Source organism: Streptomyces sp. NBC_00091 (genome assembly GCF_026343185.1).
Taxonomy (GTDB): Bacteria; Actinomycetota; Actinomycetes; order Streptomycetales; family Streptomycetaceae; genus Streptomyces.
Map to the genome: position 1 here is coordinate 275,294 of NZ_JAPEMA010000001.1, position 25,166 is coordinate 300,459.

Genomic DNA, 25,166 nt, shown 5'->3' on the forward strand with positions numbered 1-25,166 from the left:
CGCTTTCTTTGCCCCCGGAGTGACTGCATGTGCCACTTTCGAGGACCCGGGCGCCGGGTATCCACAGAACATCTCGATCGAGCCAGCAGCGTTGGCGCGCTCATGGGTATCCGGCGAAAGTAAAATCACCCTGAACAACAACGGGACGTTTGAAGCCGAGGGAATCGACTTCGGCTCTCTTGAATGTGGCCCCGATGGTGCACCTGACCCTGGTACTGGCACTTGGGGATCATATGAAACCGGGCAGGGGAGCGTGCGAATTTCGCTAAAATTTGGAGAAGATTGCTTCGGCTCACTCTGGACCGGCCAGTTGCAAGACAAACCGGTGCTTTGGCGTGAGACGAGCCAAGAGAAGCATGAGTTCATTGCTCTAAGCTAGGAGCCTCGGGCCCACCTCGGCGTTTCAGCCGGGGTGGGCCTTCATCGCTTCCGCACTTGGAACAACTGAGCGGGCAGGCGGATCAGCATGCTTTTGCACTGGCCGTAGCCGTCGGGGGTGGCTCTGCCGGCGCGGATGTCGACCAGCGCCAGAGCCTCTGAGGTTGTTCCTGTTTGGCGGACAGGTGTTTTGTGTTGGTCAGGCTGCGGTCGTTTCGTACTGGGCTGGGCTTTGGTAGCCGAGGGTGCTGTGGAGTCGGCGGGTGTTGTACTAGCCCTCGATGTACTGGAAGATCGCGGTGCGGGCCGCAGCCCTGCTGTGCCAGGTGTGCAGGCTGACGAGTTCGGTCTTCAGAGTGCTGAAGAAGGACTCGGCGAGAGCGTTGTCCCAGCACACGCCGGTGCCTCCGACGGAGAGACGGATGTTGTGGCGGGCTGCGAGGCGGGCGAACGTATGGCTGGTGTACTGGCTGCCGCGGTCTGAGTGGAAGATCACCGGGCCTGCCGGTCCACGCTGCAGGCAGGCGGTGGTGAGGGCGTCGGCGGTGGCCCAGCCGATCACGCGGCGGGAGGCCATGTCGATCACTGTGGCCAGGTAGAGCCAGCCTTCGCCGGTGTCGATGTAGGTGATGTCACCGCACCAGCGGGTGTCGACCCCGGTCGGGTGGCCGTGAAGTCACGTCCGATCAGGTCGGGGCGGGTAGCCGCGGCGGGGTCGGGGGATGGTTGTGCGGTGCCCGCGTCGGCGGTGGCGGCCTTGCAGGCCGGCATCCCGCATCAGGCGGGGGATCTCGATGTCCTCCCGCAGACGGCGGTTCTCCCGCCGCAGCTCCGCAAGCTCGGCTCGCTCGTCGCGCTCGAGGTCTTTGGGCTGGTGGCTCTCGTCCGCCTGGGCCAGCCACAGCCGGACCGCGGTCTCGGTCAGATCGAAGTCCCTGACGACCTCGGGCACCGACCGGTCTCCACGCAGGCACAGCTCCACAATCTCGGCCTTGAAATCGGCTGTGAACTGCCGCCTGGGCCGCGGCTTCTTCTTCGGCATGTTCTCCATCATGGACATACCTCCCGGGGCACAACCCCAGATCTCGGATGTCCGCCAAACCGAAGCAACCTCAGATGGACATGTGGAGCCTGACAGGAGGACTGGCGCTCGCCAGGATGCAGCCCGTCCTTGAGGTTGCCGAGGCTTCGCGCCTGGCAGAGATCGATGACATCGTCGCTGGCTGCAGTGCTCCGGCAGTTCCTGGAGGCGCAGAGAAGATCGCTTCACTGAGGAGCTGGCGAAGCGAGATCCGCGCCCTGGAGGACTCGTCCACCCCGTCCTATTTCCAATCGACAGCCGCTGGCGTAGCGATTCTGGTGGCGTCGAAGGAACTACCTGCAGCTGATCGCGAATGTCAGTGCGGTGTGAGAGCCTCCGGGGCATGAGTTACGACTTGGCTGTCTGGGAAGGCGAGAGGCCAGCGGATGACACGACCGCCGGTCGGGTCTTCACCGATCTGTACGACCGCTACATCGACGCTGAGGCGGAGGAGCCTCCGTCGGAACGCATAGCGGCCTACGTCACCAAACTTCTTGAGCGGTGGTGCGACATCACCGAGGACGAGGAGGACACCTCGCCCTGGTCGACCGGCCCGTTGATCGGCGAGGCCAGTGGTCCTCTGATCTACTTCCCGATGCGGTGGAGCATGGCCGAGGAGGCGTCGGCCTACGCGGCAGCCGTGGCGGAGTCCATGGGGCTGGTCTGTTTCGACGTGCAGCAGGATCGGCTCAGGTCTTGTGCAGGGTCGCCAACCGGTGGTAGCCGATGAGTGATGCGGCTATGCCGACGAAGGCGAGGAACTGTTCGGCCTTGCGTTCGTAGAAGCGGTGGGGCCGACGGCAGCCTGCAAGCAGGAGACGGTTCTCTCGACTACCCAGCGATGGCGGCCCAGCCGTATCCCTTGTCGGCGTGCAGTTCCATTCCTGTCGGTGATCAGGTGGATCTTCGATCCCAGCTCGCCGCGATCGGTCGGATTCGGTCTGGTCAGTGCCCCCCCTTTTGCGGCCCGAAGGCTGACGGAGTCGATCGCGCATCGCGACCAGTCCAGCGCGCCTTGCGCTCCGGGGTCGTCCAGGATCATGCGGTCGAGCCTCGCCCAGACCCAGGCTCGGCTCCACTGGGCGAACCGCCGGTAGACCGTCTGCCAGCTCGGGGCCGAAGACCGGTGGCAGCTGCCGCCACGTGCAGCCTGAGGTGGCCACGAAGACGATCGCGGCCAGGGCCTCGCGGTCACCGGCCCGACGCCGACCCCCGCCCTGCGGGCGTATCACCTCCGTCGGCGGCACCACCCGCCGGAACAGACGCATCGTGGCCGACCACGCCAAGGTGACCCGAGCCGAATAGACGCAGCTACGAAAGCGCTCCTGAACTCTTGCAGTGGGGCCTCTCGGCTGTCCCGGGGCGCCTGACGGCAGTAGCCGCTCTGCGGCTGAACATCCGGCAGGCCAGAGGCAAGGCGAACTGCGTGGCGGCGCTGGGCAGCGCGACCTTGGCCCGCCGGTCGGGTCAGCCTCGGGGGAGGACTGTGGCGAGGACGCTCGGGAGGGGGTACCAGTCCGAGGAGGTGATCGAGGCGTGGTGGGTGGCCATCAGGGCTACTCGGGCGCGGGCTTCGGACTCGGTGGGGTGGACCGGGTCTATGGCCGGGGTGACGTTGTGGGCGTCGGTGGCGATGAGGAGGTAGTGGTTGCGGTGGTACCAGGTCGTGTCGATGGAGCCCGAGGTGTAGGCCGTGGAGTCGCCGTCGAAGACTACGAACCAGGGGCGCAGTGACGGGTCCGCGTAGCGGTTGCGGGGGTCGCCCGGTTCGGCGCGGTGGACCGCCGGGAAGGCGGCTGCCGTGGGGAGGTGGGTGCGCAAGTGCTCGGCGTACTCGCGGTCGGTCCAGAGCTTGTCCGAGCTGTTGCCCTCCTCGAGGGTGCCGGGGATGAGTTCCACGAGGAACTTGCCGGCCATGGCCGAGCGGCTCGGCCAGGCGCCGGCGCGGGCGGCCGTGTCGAGGTCCGGGTGGCCGGCGGCCAGCTGGCCCGGGCGGTAGAGGGCGTCGCCCAGCTTGCTGTTCAGGAGGGTGTCGAGCTCGGCGGGGCCCCGGCCGAGGTTGGCGGCGAAGCCGTCCTTGAGTTCGAGCTTGAGGACGATCGGGCGGTGGCCGGGGTGCGCGTCGTGCCAGCTGCGGATGTCCGAGAGGCAGCCGGCGAGGTTCTGGTTGCGGGACTTGGTGCGCAGCTGGGCGGGGGTGGTGGCGTTCTCGCAGTTGCTGTCGTTGCCGAAGGGGTTGTCGTGGGAGACCCGCCAGCCGCTGCCGAAGAAGTTGGTCCAGACGTCGAGCTCCAGCATCGCCGCGCCGGAGTCGAGGGCGTCCGCGAAGTAGGGGTACTTGGCCTTCTCGTACGCGTTGTGGACGCCCACGCCCGTGGAGGAGATGTAGGGGAGGTCAGCGGCTGCGGCAGGGGTCGTGGGGAGGGTGAGGGTGAGGGCCGTGAGGAGGGTCAGCGAGGCGCCTGCCGTGCGGGTTCGGATGGTCATGGTGGGGGGCTCCCGTCGGCTACCAGTGGGTAAGTCGGCTGGAGCGTAGGGGATTTGGGTGACGGGGGGAAGGACGGTGGGTGGCTGGTGAGGGTCTGTGAGGACGGACACGTTCTGGAGGGGGAACCAAGGGTGGCGGCCGGCCCGTTCGAGTGGGGACTGATGATCTCCAGGGCGGGAGCGCCATATGACGGGCAGGGCCGTACGGGTCTGCGTGCTGGCCGGTGTCTGCTGTGCGCTGGTGGCGGCCGGGGTGGCCTTCGGGATGGGCCGGATGGGGTCCGTCGCGGACGGGGATGCGGCTCGGGGGAGGTACGCGCAGGATGCGCGGCTGGCCGATGAGGCGGCGGCCGGGGCGCTGAAGAAGCTCTCCGAGGGGGGCGGGACGAAGCCTGAGGAGCGGGAAGAGGCCCCTTGGCAGGTCTCCGAGCCGCTCCAGGCGCGGACCGCCGAGCCCGAGCCGGCGATCGGGGCGCTCTTCTCCCCCGGTCTGGACTGGGACGACGACCACCACTGCTCGGGGAGTGTCGTGCACTCCCCCGACGGGGATCTCGTCGTCACCGCCGCGCACTGCGTGTACGCGAGCGGCTTCCGGACCAACCTGGCCTTCGTTCCGGGGTACGCGGAGGGGAAGGCGCCGTTCGGAGTGTGGGTGCCGACGCGGATCGATGTGGATCCGCGGTGGGTGCGGTCCTCGGACCCGGACTACGACGTGGCGTTCATCCGGGTGCGGCGCCCCGGGCATCCCGGGCAGCGGATCGAGGACGTCACGGGGGCGCAGGCCGTCCGCTTCGGGGTCCAACTGCCCGCACCGGCCCGGCTGGTGGGCTACCCGAACGACGCCGAGCAGCCCCTGGGGTGTGCCAACACAGCCGTAGCCGCCGGGTCCACGCAGCTGCGGCTGGACTGCGCGGACGTGCCCAACGGGACCAGTGGCGGCCCCGTCCTGACCGCGGGGAACACCCTGGTCGGGGTGATCGGCGGCCGCGACGGAGGCGGGGACGAGGCGACCTCGTACAGCAGTTATTTCGGGGACGGGGTACGGGAGTTGTACGAGCGGGCGGTGCGCGGCTAGCCCGCCGTGTGGTGGGGCGGGTAGTCCGGGGTGCGGGGGGAGGTCGGCAGGCGCCACTTGGACAGGACGCGCAGCAGCGTGCCCGGGGCGAGCAGGGCGTTCGGCGGGGTGGACAGGGAGAGCACCCCGAAGAACCGCGCGGAGATCTCCGGGTCGGTGTTGGCTCCCGCCATCACCCGGGACATGTAGGCCTGGAGGACGCGGGTCGCGCGGTCGGGCGGCGGGCCCTCGGTTCCGGGGTAGCGCAGGTCCTCGCTGGTGGCGATCTGCCAGGCGACGGAGGCCGCGCTGACGGTGTGCCGCTGGACGCGCCGGGCCTGGGCCGGAATCTGCCCGGCGCTCAGCCCGGCCAGCGCCTCGTCCAGGGCCTGGGCGGTGATGGCGGCGACGGTCATCCCGTGCCCGTAGACCGGGTTGAAGCGGCAGGCGGCGTCGCCGACGACGAGGAGGCCCTCGGGCCAGCGGTCCATGCGCTCGTAGTGGCGCCACTCGTTGGCGGTGGCCCGGAAGCCCGCCGGCGGGGACAGCGGCTCGGCGTCGCGGATGGCGTCGTAGATCGCGGGGCTGCGCAGGGTGCGGGCGAAGTCGAGGAACTCGGGGTCCTTGGTGGGCGGGGCGTGCTCGCCGTTGCCGATCAGGGTGACCAGCCAGCGGTCCCCCTCCAGCGGCACCAGCACTCCCCCGCGCGGGCTGTCCGGGCGGCCCTGTACGTACATCCCCTGCCAGCCCCGGTCCGGTCCGGCGGAGGCGGAGGCGGAGGCCTTGGGGATGGCGTACGAGCGGCTGGAGTAGCCGAGGTGGGAGTCGTAACGGGTGACCGCCGGGGCGGGGTAGCCGAGGGCGGCCAGCCAGGCGGGGGCCTTCGAGGTGTACCCGGTGGCGTCGACCACGAGCGCGGCGGCGAGGCGGCCGCCGTCGCGCAGGGTCACCCCGGTCACCGAGCGGCCGTCCGGGCCCGCGACGAGCCCGGTCGCCAGGCGGCCGCCCAGCATCCGGACGCGGCCGTCGCGCAGCACGGCCCGGCGCAGCGTCCAGTCGAGCAGCTCCCGGCTGCCGATCAGCATCCCGGCTCCGGGAACGCGCTGGAACCAGTCGGCGGGGCTCAGCCACAGGAAGTCGCGCGGCGACTCCAGCAGCGCGGCGCCGGAGGCCATCAGCTCGGCGGTGGCCCCCGGCAGCAGCCGCTCCATCAGCTCGACACCGCGCGACCACAGCACGTGCGCGTGCCGGGACTGCGGCAGGCCGGGGCGGAACTCCGGGCCGTGCAGGGACAGTTCGTCCCGCTCGACCACGGTGACGCGGGCGAACCGCTCCGCGAGCACCCGCGCCGTCAGCAGCCCGGCCAGGCCGGCCCCGAGGACCACGGCGTGGCCGTCGGGGGATTCTGAGTGGTTGTCCGGAGTGTCGTCCATGGGACGAGTGTCCGGCCGGCGGGGCGGCCCGGGTCAGGTCCCGGCCGGGGCGGACGGATGCGTGGCGGGGGCGTGCCGGGGCGCGGGCGGGGCGGCGGGGGCGGGCCGGGGGCGCGCCCGCCGCACCGGGGCGCGGGCCGTCAGCGCGGCAGGGAGGCGTACGAGACGCCCGTGAGCTTCTCGGAGGCGGTCCAGAGACGCCCGGCGGCCGCGTCGTCGAGGGTCCACTTCGCCCGCCAGGAGCGTACGGGCGCCCCGCGCCGGCCGAGCCGAGGCCGCGGGCCTCCAGGCCGGCGGCTCCGGCGTGGAGGTTGGTGGAGGCGTACCCGGGGTGCGCGGGGGCTGTGACCGTGGCGTTCCGGCCGGTCACAGCAGCCTCCTCGGGCGGTCGCGGGCCCACCCTACTCAGGCGGGGTGCCCGCCGCCGACACCAGTACGTCCCCGGCCGCGACCCGGCTGTAGAGCACCGTCCGGCCCGCGCGTCGGCGCAGGATCAGCCCGGCGGCGAGCAGCACCTTCAGCTGTCCGGCCACCGCGCCCAGGCTGAGCCCGGTCAGCGCCACCAGCTGCGTCGTGGACTTCGGGCTCTCCAGCAGCACCAGCACCCGCGCCCGTACCGGCCCCAGCAGCCGGACCAGCGCCTGCGGAGCGGCCGGTCCGGCCCCCGGCTGGGTGAGCTGGCCCGCGCAGGGGTACACCAGCGCGTGCCGGTACGTCCCCTTCCAGGCGACCCACCCGTGGGCATGGGTCACCGGTACGAAGACCAGCCCGGCGTCCCCCGACAGTTCGCGCGGTGGCCGCCGCTGGAGGTTGATGCGCAGCCGCCCCTCGCCGAGCCAGGCCATGCCCGGGCGCATGCCCGACAGGGCGGCCGCCCAGCCGTGCCGGCCGAGCTGGCTGGTGCGGACCAGGATGTCCGCCTCGGCGACGCGGCGGCGCCGGTCCCAGTCGGGGCGTACGGCCTCTGCCCAGACCCACTCCAGCAGTTCGGCCGTGCGCGGGCCGAGGCCTCGGGCCCGGTCGAGGGCCTCGGGGAGCCGGCCGGTGGCAGCGCGCAGGTCGGTACGGACCACCGCGTCCGGGGTGGCGCGGACGGGGGCCAGCTCCTCGGCGAAGGGGCGGCCGTCCTGGTGGGCGGGCGGGGTCAGGTACCCGGCGATCCACAGCCGGCCGAGGGCCGCGCGCACCAGCTCGGCGGCGAGGGGCTCGGCGGCCAGGTAGGCCCGGTAGTGCGGGAGCCGGTCGGCGAGCCAGGCCCGTTCGGCGGGGTGGGCGGGGGTGCGGCGCTCCAGCGCCATGAGGGCGGCGGTGGTTTCGGCGAGGGGGGACACCAGGAAGCGGCTGCGCGCGAGCGCGTCCGTGTCGATGCGCCACCAGCCCATGTGCCGCCGCCTCCCGTCCGGGGGTTCCGCCGGGTCCCGTCCGGGGGTTCCGCCCTGATCATGCCGTTGCTTTGATCATCAAGTGATCTCAGCAATCCCGGCGTTTCCGCCGGAATGGTCCGTAACGGTGTCACCAGAGCGCGAGTTGCGTCCTGGTAGCCGGTTGACGGTCTCCCGTTTCCTTCCCTGCCCGGGGGCTGGGGATTGTGCCGCCTGCCCGCCCCGTCCCGGCCTTGCGGCGCGGGCGGGTGGTGCGGGTCTTGCGGTCGGCTCCACGGGGCTTCGACTCCGCCTTGGCGGGGTCCAGGTCTCCGGCCACTCCGGTACCTGTCGTGCGGGCCGCGAGGGCGACCAGGTTGTGTCCGGCGTTCGCGTCCCGGTCAAGGACGAGGCCGCAGTTGTCGCACTCGAAGACGCGCATGCTGAGGGGCAGCTTGGCTTTCACCACACCGCAGCGGGAGCAGGTCTTCGAGGAGGGATACCAGCGGTCGGCGACGACGAGTCGCGTGCCACGCCGCCGGGTCTTGTAGACAAGCTGGCGTCGGATCTCGGCGAACGCGGCATCCGCGACACGGCGGGACAGGCGCCGGTTGCGGCCCATTCCGGCGACGCCCAGGTCTTCGACGACGATCGTGCCGTACTCGGATGCGAGGCGGGTCGTCATCTTGTGGAGGGTGTCCTCGCGGAGGTTCGCGACCCGGTGATGGATCTTGTTCCGCGTCCGGTTGGCTTTCTCCCAGCGGCGGGAGGGCTGCTGCCCGGTGCGCCGGTCGGGACCCTGACGGCGGGAGACGGCCCGGCTTGCACGGCGCAACTGTTTCTGTGCGCGGTCGAAGTGACGTGGGTTGGGTTCCTCGCCGAGGACACCGTCGCTGTCCGCGAGGACCGCGAGGGACTTGATGCCGAGGTCGATGCCGACCGCCGCGTCCGGACGGGCCACTTTCACCAGCTGGTGCTTCTGCTCGACCTGGAGGGACACGGACCAGCGGCCCCGCTCCAGACGCGCGGTCGCGGACAGGATCCGCATGTTCCCCGAGCCGATGAGGGCTCGCAGGTCGGCTCGATTCTCGTGGAGACGGACGGTGCCGATCCTGGGCAGGGTGACGTGCCGGCCGTCAGGCTCGATGCGGATCGTGCCGGTGGTGAACCGGCAGGTCAGGCGCGCTTTCCGTTTCGATTTGAAGCGGGGTATGCCCACCTTTGGGCCCTTGCGTTTACCGTTCTTGGACTTCGCGTAGTTGTCGAACGCCGCTGAGGCGTTGGCCAGGCCCGTGTTGTACGCCTCTTTGGAGTTCTCCTCCCACCAGTCGGCGAAGCGCGGGTTGGTGCGCTTGTCCTCGTTGAACGCCTTCCGCAGCGAGGGCAGCGACCACGACCGCCACCCGGTGAGCTGGTCCTCGGGGATGCCGTACGACTGCTCGGCCTTGCGCTGCCACCACACGGCGGTGATGTACGCGACCGCCCAGTTGTACGCGGTCCGCGCGGCACCTCCGTGCGAGTGCAGGCGGCGGTTGGCCGTGGCGTTCGGGTCCAGCGCGAGCTTGTGCGCGAGGACGGTGAACCCCGGCCGCGGCTTGAACGTCTTCATCCGGCCGTCTCCGGGCCGGTGGCGACGGCGATGGCCCGGGCGGCGCGATTCTTCGCGGAGCGGCGGCCGTACAGGCGCGCACACATCGAGGTCAGGACCTCGGTGATGTCCCGTACGAGGCCGTCGGCGGTCTCCGCCGGGTCAAGAACGACCAGGCGTCGCCCCGAGGCCGAGAGGGCGGCTTCGAGGTACTCGATGCCGAACCGGGCGAGGCGGTCGCGGTGCTCGACCACGATCGTGCCCACACCCGGGTCGGCGAGCAGCCGGTGAAGTTTGCGGCGGCGCCCGTTCAAGCCGGAGCCGACCTCCGTCACCACGTCAGCGACCATGAGGCCCTGGGCCGTTGCACCCTGAACGGTCCGGGCGACCTGGCGCTCCAAGTCCGCTTTCTGGTCACCGGACGAGACACGGCAGTACGCCACGACCCGCCCAGCGACCTGCGGGGCGGGCTCGGTCACGAGCCATGTACCGGACGGCGTCTGGACGACCGGGACCGGCATACGGCCCTCTTTCGCCCAGGTCCACGCGGTCTGGTAATGCACGCCGTTGCGCGCTGCCCACTCGGAAAGCTTCACGACGCCAGGCTATTCACTGAGGATATTGGATATCCACTGAAAGAAATAGGAACTGCTGTTCAACCCCTCGTGACGGCCTCGGTCGATAGGGTCGGCCCATCCCGCGCCTGGGCCGATGGCCGGGCCCCACCCCCGCCGGTTCCGCCGACCGGGCCGGGGTCGCCGCTGCGCGGAGCTGCTCCCCGCCCCGCCCGCCACGGTGCCGGCATCCGCGCCTCACGGCAGGGGCCCCGGGCCCGAGGTTTCGTGTGGGGGCGAAACTCTGGGAGTTGGCGGTAGCGCGTCGCAGACTCCCCGCATGCCCCGCAGCTACCGCGCACTCGCCGTGCGCGTCCCCGAGTTCACCCCCTTCTTCGCCGCCGCCGCACTGCGCGTCGGGGCCTCCACCACCGGTGGCCTCGCCCTCGGGGTCCTGGTCTACGACCGGACCCGCAGCCCCCTGCTCTCCGCCCTCGCCATGTTCGGCCCCTCCCTCGCCCAGGTGCTCGGCGCGACCCTGCTGATGGCCGCCGCCGACCGGCTGCCCCCGCGGGCCGCGCTCGGCGGGCTCGCCGCCCTCGCCGCCGCCGGGACGGCCCTGCTCGCCGTCCCCGGGCTCCCGCTGTGGGCGGTGTTCGCGGTGCTGCTCGGGCAGGGGCTCGCCGACTCCCTCGCCGGCGGGGTCCGCTACGGGCTGCTCACCGAGATCCTGCCGCCAGGCGACTACCTCCTCGGCCGCTCCCTCCTCGCCGTCGCCGCCGGCGTGACGCAGGTCGCCGGCTTCGCCGCCGGCGGGCTGCTCCTCGGCGCACTGTCCCCGCGCGGGGTCCTGCTGGTGTCCGCCGCGCTCGGGCTGGCCGCCGCGCTCACCACCCGGCTCGGGCTGCGCCGCCGCGCGCCCCGGGCCGCCGGCCGGCCGTCCCCCGCCGAAACCTGGCGCGTCAACGCCCTGTTGCTCTCCCACCCGGCCCGCCGGACCCTGTACCTCGCGCTGTGGGTGCCCAACGGGCTGATCGTGGGCTGCGAGTCGCTGTTCGTCCCCTACGACCCCGCGCACGCCGGGCTGCTCTTCGGCTGCGCCGCCGCCGGGATGCTCCTGGGGGACACCGTCGCGGGCCGCTGGCTGCCCGAGCGGCTGCGGATCCGGCTGGCGGCACCGCTGCGGCTGCTGCTGGCCGTCCCGTACCTGGTCTTCGTCCTGGAGCCGGGTCCCGTCGTCGCGACGGCCGCCGTGGCCCTGGCCTCCACCGGCTACGCGGCCGGGCTGCTGATGCAGGAGCGCCTCGTACCGCTGCTCCCCGAGGGCACGCAGGGGCAGGCCCTCGGGCTGCACTCGGCCGGGATGCTGACGATGCAGGGGGTCTGCGCGGCGCTCGCCGGGGCGGTCGCCCAGTACACCTCGCCGGCGGTCGCGATCACCGCGCTGGCGGCCGCGTCGGTCGTGGTCACCCTGGCACTGGAGCCGGGGCTGCGCCCCAGTAAGCTGCGGGTCCATCCCGCGCATTCCCCTTCTCCCGTTCCCCGAGGTACCGCTCAGTGAGCTCCGCAGCGCCCCCCATCCCCGTGACGGTCGTCGGCCTCGGCGCCGACGGCTGGGCCGGGCTCACCGCCGCCGCGCGCTCCGCGCTGTCCGCGGCCGAGGTGCTGATCGGCGGCCCCCGGCAGCTGGACCTGCTGCCGCACCCGCTGTGCGCCGGGCTGCGGGTCGCCTGGCCGAGCCCGCTGCGCCCGGCCGTGCCGAAGCTGATGGCCGAGCACGCGGGGCGCCGCATCGCCGTACTGGCCAGCGGGGACCCCATGTTCTACGGGATCGGCCGCGCGCTCTGCGAGGAGCTGGGCGCGGACGCCCTGCGGGTGCACCCGCACCCCTCCTCCGTGTCGTACGCGTGCGCCCGCCTGGGCTGGCCGGTGGAGGACACCGAGGTGGTGACGGTGGTCGGCCGCCCGGTGGCGCGGCTCGCGGCCGCACTGCACGAGGGCCGGCGCGTCCTGGTGCTCAGCGCCGGAGCGGCGACCCCTAACGAGATCGCCGCTCTGCTTCGAGAGCGGGGCTTCGGCCCGAGCCGGATGCGGGTGCTCGAACAGCTGGGCTCCGAGCGCGAGGACACGTACGAGGGCACCGCGCGGCACTGGGACCACGCGCCGGGCGACCCCCTCAACGTGGTCGCCGTCGACTGCCGCCGCGACCCGCAGGCGCCGGTCCCCCGGCTCGGCGCGACCCCCGGTCTGCCCGACGCCGCCTACGAGCACGACGGCCAGCTCACCAAGCGGCACGTGCGCGCCGCGACCCTGTGCGCGCTCGCCCCGGCCCCCGGCGAGCTGCTGTGGGACATCGGCGGCGGCTCCGGCTCGATCGGGATCGAGTGGATGCGTACGCACCCGTCGTGCCGGGCGGTGGCGGTGGAGCGCGTCCCGGAGCGGGCCGCGCGCATCACCCGCAACGCGGCGGCGCTCGGCGTGCCGGGCCTGCGCGTGGTCGTCGGCGCGGCCCCCGGGGCCCTGGACGGACTCCCGGCCCCCGACGCGGTGTTCATCGGCGGCGGCCTGACCGCGCCCGGGCTGCTCGACGCGGCCTGGTCGGCGCTGGCACCCGGCGGCAGGCTGGTCGTCAACACCGTCACCCTGGAGTCGGAGGCGGTCCTCGCCGAGCGCTACCGGCGCCACGGCGGCGAGCTGGTGAAGCTGGCCGTCGCACACGCCGTGCCGGTCGGCGGTTTCACGGGCTGGCGGCAGGCGATGCCCGTCACCCAGTGGTCGGTCACGAAGACGGCAACGGCCACGAAGACGGCACCGGTCACGAAGACACAAGGAGATCCAGAATGACCGTGTACTTCATCGGCGCGGGCCCCGGCGCCGCCGACCTGATCACGGTGCGCGGTGCCCGGACCCTGGCCGCCGCGCCCGTCTGCCTCTACGCGGGCAGCCTGGTCCCGCGCGAGCTGCTCGCCGAGTGCCCGGCGGACGCCCGGCTGGTCGACACCTCGCAGCTGAACCTGGACGAGATCATCGCCGAGTTCGTACGGGCCCACGAGGCGGGCCAGGACGTGGCGCGGCTGCACTCGGGCGACCCGTCGATCTTCAGCGCGGTGGCCGAGCAGATGCGGCGCCTGGACGCGGCCGGCATCCCGTACGAGGTCGTCCCGGGCGTTCCGGCCTTCGCCGCGGCGGCGGCCGCCCTCAAGCGGGAGCTGACCGTCCCCACCGTCGGCCAGACCGTGATCCTGACCCGGATCGCCCAGCAGGCCACCCCGATGCCGCCCGGCGAGGACCTGGCCACGCTCGGCCGCAGCGGTGCGCTGCTGGTGCTGCACCTGGCCACCCGGTACGTCGACCGGGTCGTGGACGAACTGCTGCCGCACTACGGGGCCGAGTGCCCGGTGGCGGTGGTGGCGATGGCCAGCCGCCCCGACGAGCTGATCCTGCGCGGGACCCTGTCCGACATCGCGGCGCAGGTGAAGGAGGCGGGGCTGGTGCGCACCGCCGTCATCGTGGTGGGCCGGACGCTGGGCGCGGAGCAGTTCCGCGACAGCCACCTGTACTCGCCCGAGCGCGACCGGCATGCCTGCTGAACCGGCCCCCCGCCCCGCGCACCATGTCCTGATCCTGGGCGGTACGACGGAGGCCCGTCGGCTGGCGGAGGCGCTGGCGCGCGGGACCTCGTACCGGGTGACGACCTCGCTCGCGGGCCGGGTCTCCGCCCCGGTGCTTCCGCCGGGCGAGACCCGGATCGGCGGCTTCGGCGGCGTCGAGGGCCTGGCCGGCTGGATCGCGGGGCACGGCGTCACGCACGTCGTCGACGCCACCCACCCCTTCGCGGAGCGGATGAGCTTCAACGCGGCGCGGGCGCAGGACCTCACGGGTGTCCCGCTGCTGGCGCTGCGCCGTCCGGGCTGGACGCCCGGGCCCGGCGACGACTGGACCTTCGCGGACTCGCTCGCCGACGCCGCCGCCGTGCTGCCCTCGCTCGGCGGGCGGGCGTTCCTGACCACGGGCCGGATGGGGCTGCACGCCTTCGCGCACCTCACCGACACCTGGTTCCTGGTGCGTTCGGTGGACCCTCCGGCCGCGCCGATGCCGCCGCGCATGGAGATCCTGCTGGCGCGCGGTCCGTTCGGGGCGGCCGAGGAGCGGGAGTTGCTGGCCCGCCACCGGATCGACGTGCTGGTCACGAAGGACAGCGGCGGCGAGGCGACGGCCCCCAAGCTCACCGCCGCCCGCGAGGCCGGGATCCCGGTCCTGGTGGTACGCCGCCCCGCGGTGCCGGCGCGCGTGGCGCGGACCGGCTCGGTGGAGGCGGTCCTCAGCTGGCTCCGCGACGGCGACTGCGGCGACGACGACGGCCCCGGCGACGGCCGCTGACGCCCGCCGCACCCTCTACGCTGAGGGAATGCGGATACGTCACTCCCTCGTCCTGATCCTCGCCGCCGCGACGCTCGTCACCGGGTGCGGCAGCGGCGGGCAAGAAGCGACGCCCCGGATGTGGGAGCCCGACGACGCCCTCCAGCGGGCCGACAAGGGCCTGGGCAAGGGCGTCGGCGACGGCCGCGTGACGATGCGGGGCACCAGTTTCCTCGCCTCCGGCCTGGACAAGACCCTGGAGGCCGGCGGGGAGGGCCCGTACCGCTTCGACATCGCCTGCGACAGCGAGGACAGCCCCCGGGTCACCCTGGTCCTGTCCCGGGAGGGCGGCTCCGGGGAGCGTTCCTTCGACGTGGCCTGCGGCACGGTCGGGGAGGTCACCCGGCTGAACTTCCCGGCCGGTGCGGCCCTGAGCGCGCACATCGAGCCCGCACCGCAGGACGACTCGCCCCCGGCCGGGGTGCTGTCGTGGCAACTGCTCACCCTCGACCCCGCCTCCGTGCAGGGCTGCCCCGACGCCCTGGCGGGCTGCCCGAGTTGAGCCGGCGGCGCGGCCCGGTCGGCTAACCTCCCGGGCCGCGGCGCCCGGATCACGGGTAGCGGCGCGGCGTCCACGTCACCCGCGAGCCGTCGGGCCGCTCGGTGACCTGGGTCTGCGAGGAGCCGATCAGCAGGATGGTGCGCATGTCCACCTCGGCCGGCTCCAGTTCGCCCAGCGTCACGATGCGCACCGTCTGCTCCGGGCCGCCCACGTCCCGCGCGACGACCACCGGGGTCTGCGGGGCGCGCAGCTCCAGCAGCAGCTCCCGGGCCTTGGCCACCTGCCAGTTGCGGCTGCGCGAGCCCGGGTTGTACAGCGCGAGCACCAGGTCGGCGGCGGCCGCCGCGCGCAGCCGCTCCGCGATGACCTCCCAGGGCTTGAGCCGGTCGGAGAGCGAGAGGGTGGCGTAGTCGTGGCCCAGCGGGGCCCCGGCCGCGGCGGCCGCCGCGTTGGCGGCGGTCACTCCCGGCAGCACCCGTACGGGCACGTCCGCGTAGGGGGCCTGCCCGGCCACCTCCAGGACGGCGGTGGCCATGGCGAAGACCCCGGGGTCGCCGCCGGAGACCACGGCCACCCGCTTGCCGCGCCGGGCGAGGTCGAGGGCGAACTCGGCGCGCTCGGACTCCACCTTGTTGTCGGAGCCGTGCCGGATCTGGCCCGGCTTGACCGGGATCCGGTCCAGGTAGGTGGTGTAGCCGACGAGGACCTCCGCGTCGGCCAGCGCCCGCCGGGTCTCGGCGGTCAGCCACAGCGGCCCGGCCGGTCCGGTGCCGACGACGGCGACCTCGCCGGGGCCGGACGGCACGCTGCCCGGGTTGCCTATCCGGCTGGGCACGACGGCGACGGCGAAGTACGGGACGCTGTCCGGGTCGGTCTCCGCCAGGACCCCGGTCCGCTCGCCGGCCATGGTGGCGCGCTCGACGTAGCGGGCCTCGGCGAGCCGGCCGCTGTTCTCCATGGCCCGCCGGACGGCGGGGAAGGTGCGCCCGAGCTTCATCACGACCGCCGAGTCGGTGGCGGCGAGACGGGCCGTCAGCTCCTCCTCGGGCAGGGTGCCGGGCAGGATCGTCAGCACCTCCTCGCCCTCCACGAGCGGGGTGCCGAGCCGGGCGGCGGCGGCGCTCACGGAGGTGACGCCGGGGATCACCTCGGCCTCGTAGCGGTCCGCGAGGCGCTTGTGCATGTGCATGTACGAGCCGTAGAAGAGCGGGTCGCCCTCCGCGAGCACGGCGACGGTGCGGCCGGCGTCCAGGTGCGCGGCCAGGCGGGCGGCGGAGGCCTCGTAGAACTCCTCCATCGCGCCCTGGTAGCCGCCGGGGTGATCGGTGGTCTCGGTGGTGACCGGGTAGACCAGCGGCTCTTCGACGTGGTCGGAGCGCAGGTGCTTGGCGGCGATCGAGCGCGCGATGGAACGGCCGTGGCGGGCGCTGTGGTAGGCGACGACGTCCGCCTCGGCGATCACCTCGACGGCCCGCAGGGTCATCAGGGAGGGGTCGCCGGGCCCGAGGCCCACCCCGTACAGCTTGCCCTTCGCCGTCTCGCCGGTCTGACGGGTGCTCATTCTTCCTCGCTCGCGATCGCGTTGACGGCGGCGGCGGCGATGGCGCTGCCGCCGCGCCGGCCCCGCACGATCAGGTGCTCGAGGCCCGAGGGGTGGGCGGCGAGGGCGTCCTTGGACTCGGCGGCGCCGATGAAGCCCACGGGTACGCCGATGACGGCGGCGGGGCGCGGGGCGCCCTCCTCGATCATCTCCAGCAGCCGGAACAGCGCGGTCGGCGCGTTGCCGACGGCGATCACGGAGCCCTCCAGCAGGCCCCGGTCGCGCCAGACCTCGAGGGCGGCGGCGCTGCGCGTGGTGCCCATCTTCGCGGCGAGTGCGGGCACGGCCGGGTCGGAGAGGGTGCAGATGACCTCGTTGCCGGCGGGCAGCCGCTTGCGGGTGACGCCGCTGGCGACCATCTGTACGTCGCACAGGATCGGCGCACCGGCGTGCAGGGCGGCGCGGGCCCGCAGGACGACGTCGGGGGTGTAGCCGAGGTCCTGGGGGAGGTCGGTCATGCCACAGGCGTGAATCATGCGCACCGCGACCTGGGCGACCGAGGCGGGCAGCCCGGAGAGGTCCGCCTCGGCGCGGATCGTGGCAAAGGACTGGCGGTAGATCGCGGCGCCGTCCTTCTCGTACTCAAACACGGTGTACTCGCTCATTTCTTCACTGCGATGCGGGTGGTGTGGTGGTGCGTGCGGCCGTGAGGGCGGCCGCCAGACGGGTGTACGGGGTGGGCCGCGCGTCGAGTTCGTACCCGTGCGGGGTGGCGACCAGGTCCACCCAGGCGGTGCCGCGCGGATGCCCGCACCGGCGCTCGCAGCCGGACCAGTGCACGGGCAGTTCGCCGGCCGTTTCCTGTACGACGGCACGCGCGTCGGCGCGTACGTCGGCCAGGGACTTGGCGCAACCGGGCCTGCCCGTACAGGCGGTGACGGACTGCCAGGGGCTGTCGGGGGCGACGACCAGTCCGGCCGCCTGGATGCGGGCGTAGCCGTCGATCGGCCGGCGGGTGGCGGCCGACGGCAGGATGACGGTCCGCCACGGGGTGATCCGCAGTCCGCTGCCGCCCCGGTCGGCGACCTGTACGAGCAGCCGCCACTGGTCGGTGCTCAGCCGGCCGAGCGGGGGCAGGACGCACAGGGGGGTGGTGTTCCCGATGCCCGGCCCCCACGGCTCGGGCGGCGGTGCGTACGGCCAGGCCACCTCGGGCACGCGCGTCGCCGCGATCCCGGCGGCGTCCAGCCGTACGGCGAACTCCCCCGCGTCCAGGGCGTGTTCGGCGGGCAGCTCGGCCACCCTCCAGGCCCGGGTGCCGGCCGTGTCGGCGGAGTCCAGGAAGTATTCGGCGGCCAGCAGCGCCGCCCGGGGGGCGTCCGCCTGGGCCACCTCGACGGCATCGGCGCCCGCGCCGAGCCGTACCAGCGCCCGGCCGTCCGAGCGGCCGAGCACGGTCACGTCGGGGTCGAGGGCGGCGACGTCCCCGCGGCCGTCGTCGAGGGCGAACAGGAACCGGCCGGAGAGGGCCGCCGCCCGGGCGCTCGCGCACAGCAGCCGGTCCAGTTCCCCGACCCAGGGCGTCACGTGGGGGCGCCCGGCGCTCAGGATCCCGGACATCGGGGTGGCCACGATGTTGCGCACCCGCTCGTGGCTCGGCGCGGGCAGCAGCCCGGCCGACGTCAGCAGCTGCGCGAGTGCGGCCCCGCAGTCGTCGGCGAGCCCGCGCAGCTGGACGTTGCCGCGCGAGGTCAGCTCCAGGTGCCCGTCCCCGAACCGGTCGGCGGCGAGCCCGAGCACGGACGCCTGCGCGGCGGTGAGCAGCCCGCCGGGGATCCGCACCCGCGCGAGGTACCCGTCGTCCGCCGCGTGCAGCCGCAGCGCACCGGGGCAGGCGTCACCGCGTTCGCGTATGACGGGTTCGTCCCGCTGTGCGGCGGAAGGGGGCTGGGGCATGGCCGCGAGCATACCCACGATTCCCCACCCCCGACCTGTGTCCGTCGCCACCCCCGCCAACCACAATCAGCCCTGTCGGCCAAACCACCCCCACCGGCCCGAATCAGCCCCGCCGGCGTTTGAGGCGCGGGGCCCGGGGCAGAGCCCCGGCAACGGCGCCGCACCCGACCACCCACCCGCACGGCCACCCACCGCCCCCCACTCCCGGCCAGGGAAAGGGCCCCCTAAGATGACCTTCCGACGGACCGTTCGGCCCGTCATCGCCGAGGACGGCGACATGGGAGGAAGCCCGGTGAGATTCCGGCGCGGTCCCGCCACTGTGAACCCCGCGGAGCGATCGGCCGGGTGAGTCAGGAACTCCCGCTGTCCTCACTGCCCGGGGCGCGGAAACCCCGAGGAAGGCCTGCCGCCGCATGATCCTGCTGCTGTCGACGTCCGACACCGATCTGCTCAGCGCCCGCGCCGCCGCGGACGGCCCCGTCCCCTACCGGTTCGCGAACCCCTCCCGCCTTCCCCTCGACGACCTCCCCGGCCTCCTCGACGGGGTCGACCTGGTCGTCGTACGCCTCCTCGGCGGCCTGCGCGCCTGGCAGGAGGGCCTCGACGTCCTCCTGGCCCCCGGCCAGACCCGCCCCGTGGTGGTGCTCACCGGCGAACAGGCCCCCGACGCCCAGCTGATGGAGGCCTCCACGGTCCCGATCGGCATCGCCGCCGAGGCGCACGGCTACCTCGCGCACGGCGGCCCGGCCAACCTCGGCCAGCTGGCGCGCTTCCTCTCCGACACCGTGCTGCTCACCGGCCACGGCTTCGAGCCCCCCGCCGCCTCCCCCACCTGGGGCCCCCTGGAGCGCGCTCCGCGCCGGGCCGACGGCCCGACGGTCGCGGTGCTCTACTACCGCGCCCACCAGATGAGCGGCAACACCGCCTTCGTGCACGCCCTCTGCGACGCGGTCGAGGACAAGGGCGGCCGGCCGCTCCCGCTGTACGTCTCCTCCCTGCGCAGCCCGGAGCCGGAGCTGATCCGGGCCCTGGAGGCGGCGGACGCCGTCGTCACCACCGTCCTCGCCGCCGGCGGCACCCGCCCCGCCACCGCCTCCGCGGGCGGGGACGACGAGTCCTGGGACGCGGGCGCCCTGGCCTCGCTCGGCGTGCCGATCCTCCAGGCGCTGTGCCTGACGGGCTCGCGCGGCAACTGGGAGGAGAGCGACGAGGGCCTGTCCCCGCTCGACGCGGCCACGCAGGTCGCCGTGCCCGAGTTCGACGGCCGTCTGATCACCGTCCCGTTCTCCTTCAAGGAGATCGACGAGGACGGCCTGCCCTCGTACGTGGCCGACCCCGAGCGCGCCTCCCGCGTCGCCGGCATCGCCGTACGTCACGCCCGCCTGCGCCACATCGAGCGCGCGGACAAGAGGATCGCGCTGGTCCTGTCCGCGTACCCGACCAAGCACTCCCGCATCGGCAACGCGGTCGGCCTGGACACCCCGGCCAGCGCCGTGGAGCTGCTGCGCCGTCTGATCGCCGAGGGCTACGACTTCGGGCCCGTCGAGGAGATCCCGGGTCTGGTCTCGGGTGACGGCGACGAGCTGATCCGCGCCCTGATCGAGGCGGGCGGCCACGACCAGGACTGGCTCACCGAGGAGCAGCTGGCCCGCAACCCGGTCCGCATCCCGGCCGCCGACTACCGCCGCTGGTTCGCCGAGCTGCCCGCCGAGCTGCGCGAGCAGGTGGAGGAGCACTGGGGCGAGGCCCCCGGCAACATGTTCGTCGACCGGTCGGCGAACCCGGAGGGCGACATCGTCCTGGCGGCGCTGCGCCGCGGGAACCTCCTCATCCTCATCCAGCCGCCGCGCGGTTTCGGCGAGAACCCGATCGCGATCTACCACGACCCGGACCTGCCGCCCTCGCACCACTACCTGGCCGCGTACCGCTGGATCCAGGCCCGGGCGCAGGACGGCGGCTTCGGCGCCGACGCGATGATCCACCTGGGCAAGCACGGGAACCTGGAGTGGCTGCCGGGCAAGAACGCGGGCCTGTCGGCCTCCTGCGCCCCGGACGCCGCCCTCGGCGACCTGCCCCTCGTCTACCCCTTCCTGGTCAACGACCCGGGTGAGGGCACGCAGGCCAAGCGCCGGGTCCACGCCACCCTGGTCGACCACCTCGTGCCGCCGATGGCGCGCGCCGAGTCGTACGGGGACATCGCGCGCCTGGAGCAGCACCTGGACGAGTACGCGCAGATCAGCGCGATGGACCCGTCGAAGCTCCCGGCGATCCGCGCCCAGATCTGGACCCTGATCCAGGCCGCGAAGCTGGACCACGACCTGGGTCTTCAGGAGCGCCCCGACGACGACGGCTTCGACGACTTCCTCCTGCACGTCGACGGCTGGCTGTGCGAGGTCAAGGACGCCCAGATCCGCGACGGTCTGCACGTGCTCGGCGGCGCCCCGGCCGGTGAGGCCCGGGTCAACCTGGTCCTGTCGATCCTGCGCGCCCGTCAGATCTGGGGCGGTACGACGGCCCTGCCCGGCCTGCGCGAGGCCCTCGGCCTCGACGAGTCGGCGGCCACGCGCACCACGGCGGACGCCGTCGAGGAGACGGCCCGCGGCCTGGTCCAGGCGATGGAGGACGCGGGCTGGTCCCCGGACGCCGTCGCCGCGGTCTCGGCCGGGCACCCCTCGGGCGTCGCCGACATCCTCACCTTCGCGGCCCGCGAGGTGGTCCCCCGCCTGGCCGGCACCACGGACGAGATCGCCCACGTCGTCACGGCGCTGGACGGCGGCTTCGTCCCGGCCGGCCCCTCGGGCTCGCCGCTGCGCGGCCTGGTCAACGTCCTGCCGACCGGCCGCAACTTCTACTCGGTGGACCCGAAGGCCGTCCCGTCGCGCCTCGCGTGGGAGACGGGCCAGGCCCTGGCCGACTCCCTGCTGACCCGCTACCGCACCGACAACGGCGAGTGGCCGGCCTCGGTGGGCCTGTCCCTGTGGGGCACGAGCGCGATGCGCACGGCCGGCGACGACGTGGCCGAAGCCCTCGCCCTGCTGGGCGTCCGCCCGGTCTGGGACGAGGCCTCGCGCCGCGTCACCGGCATCGAGGAGATCCCGCTCGCCGAGCTGGGCCGCCCCCGCATCGACGTCACGCTGCGCATCTCGGGCTTTTTCCGCGACGCGTTCCCGCACGTCATCGGCCTCCTGGACGACGCGGTGCGGCTCGCCGCCTCCCTCGACGAGCCCGCCTCTGAGAACTTCGTCCGGGCCCACGCCCAGGCGGACCTGGCCGCGCACGGTGACGAACGCCGCGCGACGACCCGTATCTTCGGCTCGCGCCCGGGCACCTACGGCGCCGGCATCCTCCAGCTGATCGACTCCCGCGACTGGCGCACCGACGCCGACCTGGCGGAGGTCTACACGGTCTGGGGCGGCTACGCCTACGGCCGCGGCCTGGAGGGGCGCCCGGCCCGCGACGAGATGGAGACCGCCTACAAGCGCATCACGGTGGCCGCCAAGAACACCGACACCCGCGAGCACGACATCGCGGACTCGGACGACTACTTCCAGTACCACGGCGGCATGGTGGCCACCGTCCGCGCCCTGCGCGGCACGGCCCCCGAGGCCTACATCGGCGACTCCACCCGCCCGGAGACGGTCAAGACCCGCACCCTGGTCGAGGAGACCTCGCGCGTCTTCCGCGCCCGCGTCGTGAACCCCAAGTGGATCGAGGCGATGCGCCGCCACGGCTACAAGGGCGCCTTCGAGCTCGCGGCGACGGTCGACTACCTCTTCGGCTACGACGCCACGACGGGCGTGGTCGCGGACTGGATGTACGACAAGCTGACCGAGACCTACGTCCTGGACCCGGCCAACCGCGCCTTCCTGGAGGAGGCCAACCCCTGGGCCCTGCACGGCATCGCGGAGCGCCTCCTGGAGGCCGAGTCCCGCGGCATGTGGGAGAAGCCGGACCCGCAGGTCCTCGAAGCCCTGCGCCAGGTCTACCTGGACACCGAGGGCAACCTCGAGGCCGAGTCCGAGTAGCCGCCCGCCCCTGCTCCACCGGACAGCCCGGCCCGCGCACCCTCCGAGGGGTGCGCGGGCCGGGCTGTCCGCCGTTCGCGGCTTAGAGCTTGGTGGTCTGGTTCAGCATGACGAGCGCCGCGGCCCACCGCGCGAACTTCAGCTGCCCGAAGTCGGCGACGGTCTTCACCCCGAACGCCTCGTCGAGCAGCTCACCGTCCTTGTCGGTGACCCCCTTGAGCGCCGCTACGGGCGCGGCGAGGATCTCCGCGAGCGGCTTGTCCTCCCAGGCCTTGTCCAGCACCTTGCTCAGATCGATCGTGGACATGGGTGTTCCCTCCCGAAACGGGGATTACATAACGCAAAAAACCTATACGAACCGGACATCCATCCGGGGCTCCGACACCACGGCTCCCCCACCGGCCGGCCCGTCGCGCAATCCCTCGAAGGGGGGTGTGCCCACCTGCGGGTGGTTCGAACGCCGGGTCACGGGCGGGGTGCCGTGCGGGGGTTGGGGTCCGGGGGCGAGGCGGACGTGTGTGCGGGAGTTCGCTCCCCGGGCCCCGTGACGCCGCTCTGAACAGCCACGTTCTTCCGGCGTCAGTTCGCAGCCACTGCGCCCCGGGAGGAACCTTGCGATCCGTGCACGTTCATGTGGTGTTCGATCAGGAAGCGGTCGGAGGTGGCCGCGCATGAGACTCCTCAAAAGGCCCGCCACCGGGGACGCGGCCGTCTCCGACAGCGAGCGGCGGCTCTTCGGCGGACCCCTGCGGTACGACGCCGGCTGGGCCAACCACGACTACGCCCGGCTGGAGAGCCGGCTGATCACCACCCTGCGCTCCATGCCCCGCATGGTCGGCGGAACCCTGCGCCTCGCCTGGCGCACCGACCGGCCCGCCCTGATCACCGTCGCCCTCGCCGAAGCCGGGCAGGGGGTCACCTCCGCCGTCGGGCTGCTGGTGCTCAGCGAGGTGCTCCGTACGCTGCTCGGCGCGGGCAGCCCCGCCGACCGGCTGCACGCCGCGCTGCCCGCCCTGGCGACCGGCGCACTGGTCGCCGTACTGGGAGCCGTGCTGGCCTCCCGGTCCACGGCGGCCGCCGGGCGGCTGGAGCCCAAGGTGGAGCGGGCCGCGCACGAGCAGTACCTGGAGGCCGCCATCTCGGTGGAGCTGGAGGCCATCGAGGACGGGGAGTTCCGGCGGCTGCTGGACAGCGCCCAGTGGGGTCCGCCCTCGGCGCGCCGGACGGTGGGGGCCTGTGTGGCCACCCTCGGCGGGGTGATCTCCCTACTCGCCACCGCGGGGGTGCTGACCGTGCTGCACCCGCTGCTGCTGCCCATGCTGCTGCTGATCGCCGCCCCGCGCGGCTGGGGCGCGATGCGGGTGGCGCAGCGCCGCTACCTGTCCGTCATCACCTGGGCCGAGCACGTACGGGCCGCCCGGATGATCGGCCAGCTGCTGATCTCCCGCACCTCGGCCCCCGAGGTACGGGTGCACGGCGTCGGCCGCTATCTGCTGGGCCACTACGGCAACATGGCCCAGCACGCCGAGGGCGAGGCCACCCGCCTGGCCAAGGACAAGGCCGCGACCGAGCTGCTGGCCGCCGCCCTGTCCGGGGCCGCCGCGCTGGTGACGTACGCGGCGATGGGCGCGCTCATCGTCTCCGGCCGGATGGACCTGGCCGTCGCCGGCACCGCCGTGTTCGCGGTGCGCACCGGCTCGGCGAGCCTGGGCGCGCTGGTGTCCACCACCAACACCCTGCACGAGGAGTCCCTGTACGTACGGGACCTGGAGCGGTTCGTCGCCGAGGCGGGCCGGCGGGCGATCCCGGCCGGCGGGCTCCCGCTGCCCGAGCGGCTCGGCGAGATCCGGCTCACCGACGTCGGCTTCAGCTATCCCGACCGGGACGAGCCAGCCCTGAGCGGGGTCTCGCTGACCATCGCGGCGGGCTCCGTCGTCGCCCTGGTCGGGGAGAACGGCTCCGGCAAGAGCACCCTGGTCAAGCTGCTGGCGGGACTGCACCTGCCCGACCGCGGCTCGCTGACCTGGGACGGGGTGGAGGTGCGGAAAGCCGACCGGGAGCAGGTCTTCGACCGGGTCGCGCTGCTCACCCAGGACTTCGAGCGCTGGCCCGTGACCGCCCGTACGAACATCGCGATCGGCCGCCCCGGCGACGAGGCCCCCGGCCGGGAGGTGGACAGCGCGGCGGCGGTGGTCGCCGCCGCCCGCTACGCGGGGGCCGACCGGGTCGTGGACCGGCTCCCGCACGGCTACGAGACCCTGCTGGCCCGGGTGTTCCGGGGTGCCTCGGAGCTGTCCGGCGGGCAGTGGCAGAAGTTCGGCCTGGCCCGCACCCGCTACCGCGACGCCCGGGTCGTCGTCGTGGACGAGCCCACCTCGGCCCTCGACCCGGAGGCGGAGATCGCCGCCTTCGACAGCATCCGGGGGCTGGCGGGGCCCCGGCGCGCGGTGGTGCTCGTCACGCACCGGATGTCCGGGGTGCGGTACGCGGACGTCATCTTCGTCCTGCACGAGGGCCGGCTCGTCGAACAGGGCTCCCACGAGGAGCTGCTGGCCCGCGGCGGACGGTACGCGCAGATGTTCCGGATGCAGGCCGAGCAGTACGACCGGCAGCCTCCTTCTATCCCCCGGCAGGCCGTCGCGCCGCAGAACGACCCTTCGGTCACCTGAAGCGGTGAACTCCCCCTTGTCCCAGGGGCGCCGGGGGTAGGGCAGTGCTGAATCTCGTGCGGGGGTCCGGATCCACCGGGCCCCCGCCACCTGACGAAAGGCCCGCACCGCCATGACGC

The 25,166-nt window shown here is 73.3% G+C and carries 18 protein-coding genes, 3 pseudogenes and 1 riboswitch; of the genes and pseudogenes, 9 read left to right on the forward strand and 12 right to left on the reverse strand.

Features of this window, described 5'->3' with window-relative positions; all coding sequences use genetic code 11:
- Positions 1-652 precede the first annotated feature (652 nt).
- Positions 653-1,420, reverse strand: a pseudogene (locus OOK34_RS01190) (IS3 family transposase); the annotation flags it as partial.
- Between the two features lie 382 nt (positions 1,421-1,802).
- Between OOK34_RS01190 and OOK34_RS01195 the strand changes: the two are divergent.
- Complete coding sequence (locus OOK34_RS01195; protein WP_267031985.1) at positions 1,803-2,189, forward strand: hypothetical protein; 387 nt, start codon at positions 1,803-1,805, stop codon at positions 2,187-2,189.
- Here OOK34_RS01195 and OOK34_RS01200 read toward each other — a convergent pair.
- Together OOK34_RS01200 and OOK34_RS01205 are read right to left on the reverse strand one after the other, a co-directional pair.
- Positions 2,149-2,727: pseudogene (locus OOK34_RS01200) on the reverse strand (transposase). The gene OOK34_RS01195 and the pseudogene OOK34_RS01200 sit on opposite strands and share 41 nt — an antisense overlap.
- Positions 2,728-2,926: 199 nt before the next feature.
- Positions 2,927-3,946, reverse strand: a complete 1,020-nt coding sequence (locus tag OOK34_RS01205; RefSeq protein ID WP_267031986.1) for a phosphatidylinositol-specific phospholipase C domain-containing protein — start codon at positions 3,944-3,946, stop codon at positions 2,927-2,929.
- 187 nt (positions 3,947-4,133) lie between these two features.
- Here OOK34_RS01205 and OOK34_RS01210 point away from each other — a divergent pair, with 187 nt between their 5' ends.
- The gene (locus OOK34_RS01210) at positions 4,134-5,021 is read left to right on the forward strand and encodes a serine protease (protein ID WP_267031987.1); all 888 of its coding nucleotides are present in this window, start codon (positions 4,134-4,136) and stop codon (positions 5,019-5,021) included.
- On the opposite strand, the gene OOK34_RS01215 is transcribed toward OOK34_RS01210, so the two are convergent.
- The 5 genes and pseudogenes from OOK34_RS01215 to OOK34_RS01235 form a co-directional block, all read right to left on the reverse strand.
- Positions 5,018-6,433 carry an NAD(P)/FAD-dependent oxidoreductase gene (locus tag OOK34_RS01215; RefSeq protein WP_267031988.1) on the reverse strand — a complete coding sequence of 472 codons (1,416 nt, stop codon included), beginning with the start codon at positions 6,431-6,433 and terminating at the stop codon, positions 5,018-5,020. The genes OOK34_RS01210 and OOK34_RS01215 overlap by 4 nt on opposite strands.
- A gap of 140 nt (positions 6,434-6,573) precedes the next feature.
- Positions 6,574-6,717 (reverse strand): annotated as a pseudogene (locus tag OOK34_RS01220) (short-chain dehydrogenase); the annotation flags it as partial.
- A gap of 117 nt (positions 6,718-6,834) precedes the next feature.
- Positions 6,835-7,815, reverse strand: a complete 981-nt coding sequence (locus OOK34_RS01225) for an ArsR family transcriptional regulator (protein WP_267031989.1) — start codon at positions 7,813-7,815, stop codon at positions 6,835-6,837.
- Positions 7,816-7,945: 130 nt separating this feature from the next.
- Entirely contained in the window at positions 7,946-9,403 is a 1,458-nt protein-coding gene (tnpB, locus tag OOK34_RS01230) for an IS607 family element RNA-guided endonuclease TnpB (protein WP_267031990.1), read from the reverse strand.
- On the reverse strand, positions 9,400-9,978 hold the full coding sequence (locus OOK34_RS01235; RefSeq protein ID WP_267031991.1) for an IS607 family transposase: 579 nt from the start codon (positions 9,976-9,978) through the stop codon (positions 9,400-9,402). Before OOK34_RS01235 ends, tnpB begins: the two co-directional genes overlap by 4 nt.
- A gap of 298 nt (positions 9,979-10,276) precedes the next feature.
- Here OOK34_RS01235 and OOK34_RS01240 point away from each other — a divergent pair, with 298 nt between their 5' ends.
- Genes OOK34_RS01240 through OOK34_RS01260 form a run of 5 tightly spaced genes read left to right on the forward strand, consistent with a single transcriptional unit; the run spans position 10,277 to position 14,857 of the window.
- Complete coding sequence (locus OOK34_RS01240) at positions 10,277-11,497, forward strand: MFS transporter (protein ID WP_267031992.1); 1,221 nt, start codon at positions 10,277-10,279, stop codon at positions 11,495-11,497.
- Positions 11,494-12,780 (forward strand): precorrin-6y C5,15-methyltransferase (decarboxylating) subunit CbiE, encoded by a 1,287-nt coding sequence (gene cbiE / locus OOK34_RS01245; protein ID WP_267031993.1) that lies wholly within the window; start codon positions 11,494-11,496, stop codon positions 12,778-12,780. The genes OOK34_RS01240 and cbiE overlap by 4 nt, the downstream gene beginning before the upstream one ends.
- Positions 12,777-13,526, forward strand: coding sequence for a precorrin-4 C(11)-methyltransferase (gene cobM, locus OOK34_RS01250; protein ID WP_267031994.1), 750 nt, complete (start codon positions 12,777-12,779; stop codon positions 13,524-13,526). The genes cbiE and cobM overlap by 4 nt, the downstream gene beginning before the upstream one ends.
- The gene (locus tag OOK34_RS01255) at positions 13,516-14,316 is read left to right on the forward strand and encodes a cobalt-precorrin-6A reductase (protein ID WP_267031995.1); all 801 of its coding nucleotides are present in this window, start codon (positions 13,516-13,518) and stop codon (positions 14,314-14,316) included. Before cobM ends, OOK34_RS01255 begins: the two co-directional genes overlap by 11 nt.
- Positions 14,317-14,344: 28 nt before the next feature.
- Positions 14,345-14,857 carry a hypothetical protein gene (locus tag OOK34_RS01260; RefSeq protein ID WP_267031996.1) on the forward strand — a complete coding sequence of 171 codons (513 nt, stop codon included), beginning with the start codon at positions 14,345-14,347 and terminating at the stop codon, positions 14,855-14,857.
- Positions 14,858-14,906: 49 nt separating this feature from the next.
- On the opposite strand, the gene OOK34_RS01265 is transcribed toward OOK34_RS01260, so the two are convergent.
- The 3 genes from OOK34_RS01265 to cobG are packed head-to-tail and all read right to left on the reverse strand — an operon-like array spanning position 14,907 to position 18,353.
- Positions 14,907-16,418 carry a precorrin-2 C(20)-methyltransferase gene (locus tag OOK34_RS01265; RefSeq protein ID WP_267031997.1) on the reverse strand — a complete coding sequence of 504 codons (1,512 nt, stop codon included), beginning with the start codon at positions 16,416-16,418 and terminating at the stop codon, positions 14,907-14,909.
- Positions 16,415-17,062, reverse strand: a complete 648-nt coding sequence (locus tag OOK34_RS01270; RefSeq protein WP_267031998.1) for a precorrin-8X methylmutase — start codon at positions 17,060-17,062, stop codon at positions 16,415-16,417. The genes OOK34_RS01265 and OOK34_RS01270 overlap by 4 nt, the downstream gene beginning before the upstream one ends.
- 4 nt (positions 17,063-17,066) lie before the next feature.
- Positions 17,067-18,353 carry a precorrin-3B synthase gene (cobG, locus tag OOK34_RS01275; RefSeq protein ID WP_267031999.1) on the reverse strand — a complete coding sequence of 429 codons (1,287 nt, stop codon included), beginning with the start codon at positions 18,351-18,353 and terminating at the stop codon, positions 17,067-17,069.
- Positions 18,354-18,576: 223 nt separating this feature from the next.
- Positions 18,577-18,734, forward strand: a riboswitch (cobalamin riboswitch).
- Positions 18,735-18,766: 32 nt separating this feature from the next.
- Here cobG and cobN point away from each other — a divergent pair.
- A complete protein-coding gene (gene cobN, locus OOK34_RS01280; protein WP_267032000.1) occupies positions 18,767-22,378 on the forward strand; it encodes a cobaltochelatase subunit CobN in 3,612 nt (1,203 codons plus the stop codon).
- 82 nt (positions 22,379-22,460) lie between these two features.
- Here the strand turns inward: cobN and OOK34_RS01285 are convergent, their stop codons facing one another.
- Positions 22,461-22,685, reverse strand: coding sequence for a hypothetical protein (locus OOK34_RS01285; RefSeq protein ID WP_267032001.1), 225 nt, complete (start codon positions 22,683-22,685; stop codon positions 22,461-22,463).
- Between the two features lie 364 nt (positions 22,686-23,049).
- On the opposite strand from OOK34_RS01285, the gene OOK34_RS01290 reads away from it, so the two are divergent.
- Complete coding sequence (locus OOK34_RS01290) at positions 23,050-25,047, forward strand: ABC transporter ATP-binding protein (protein WP_267032002.1); 1,998 nt, start codon at positions 23,050-23,052, stop codon at positions 25,045-25,047.
- Positions 25,048-25,166 lie beyond the last annotated feature (119 nt).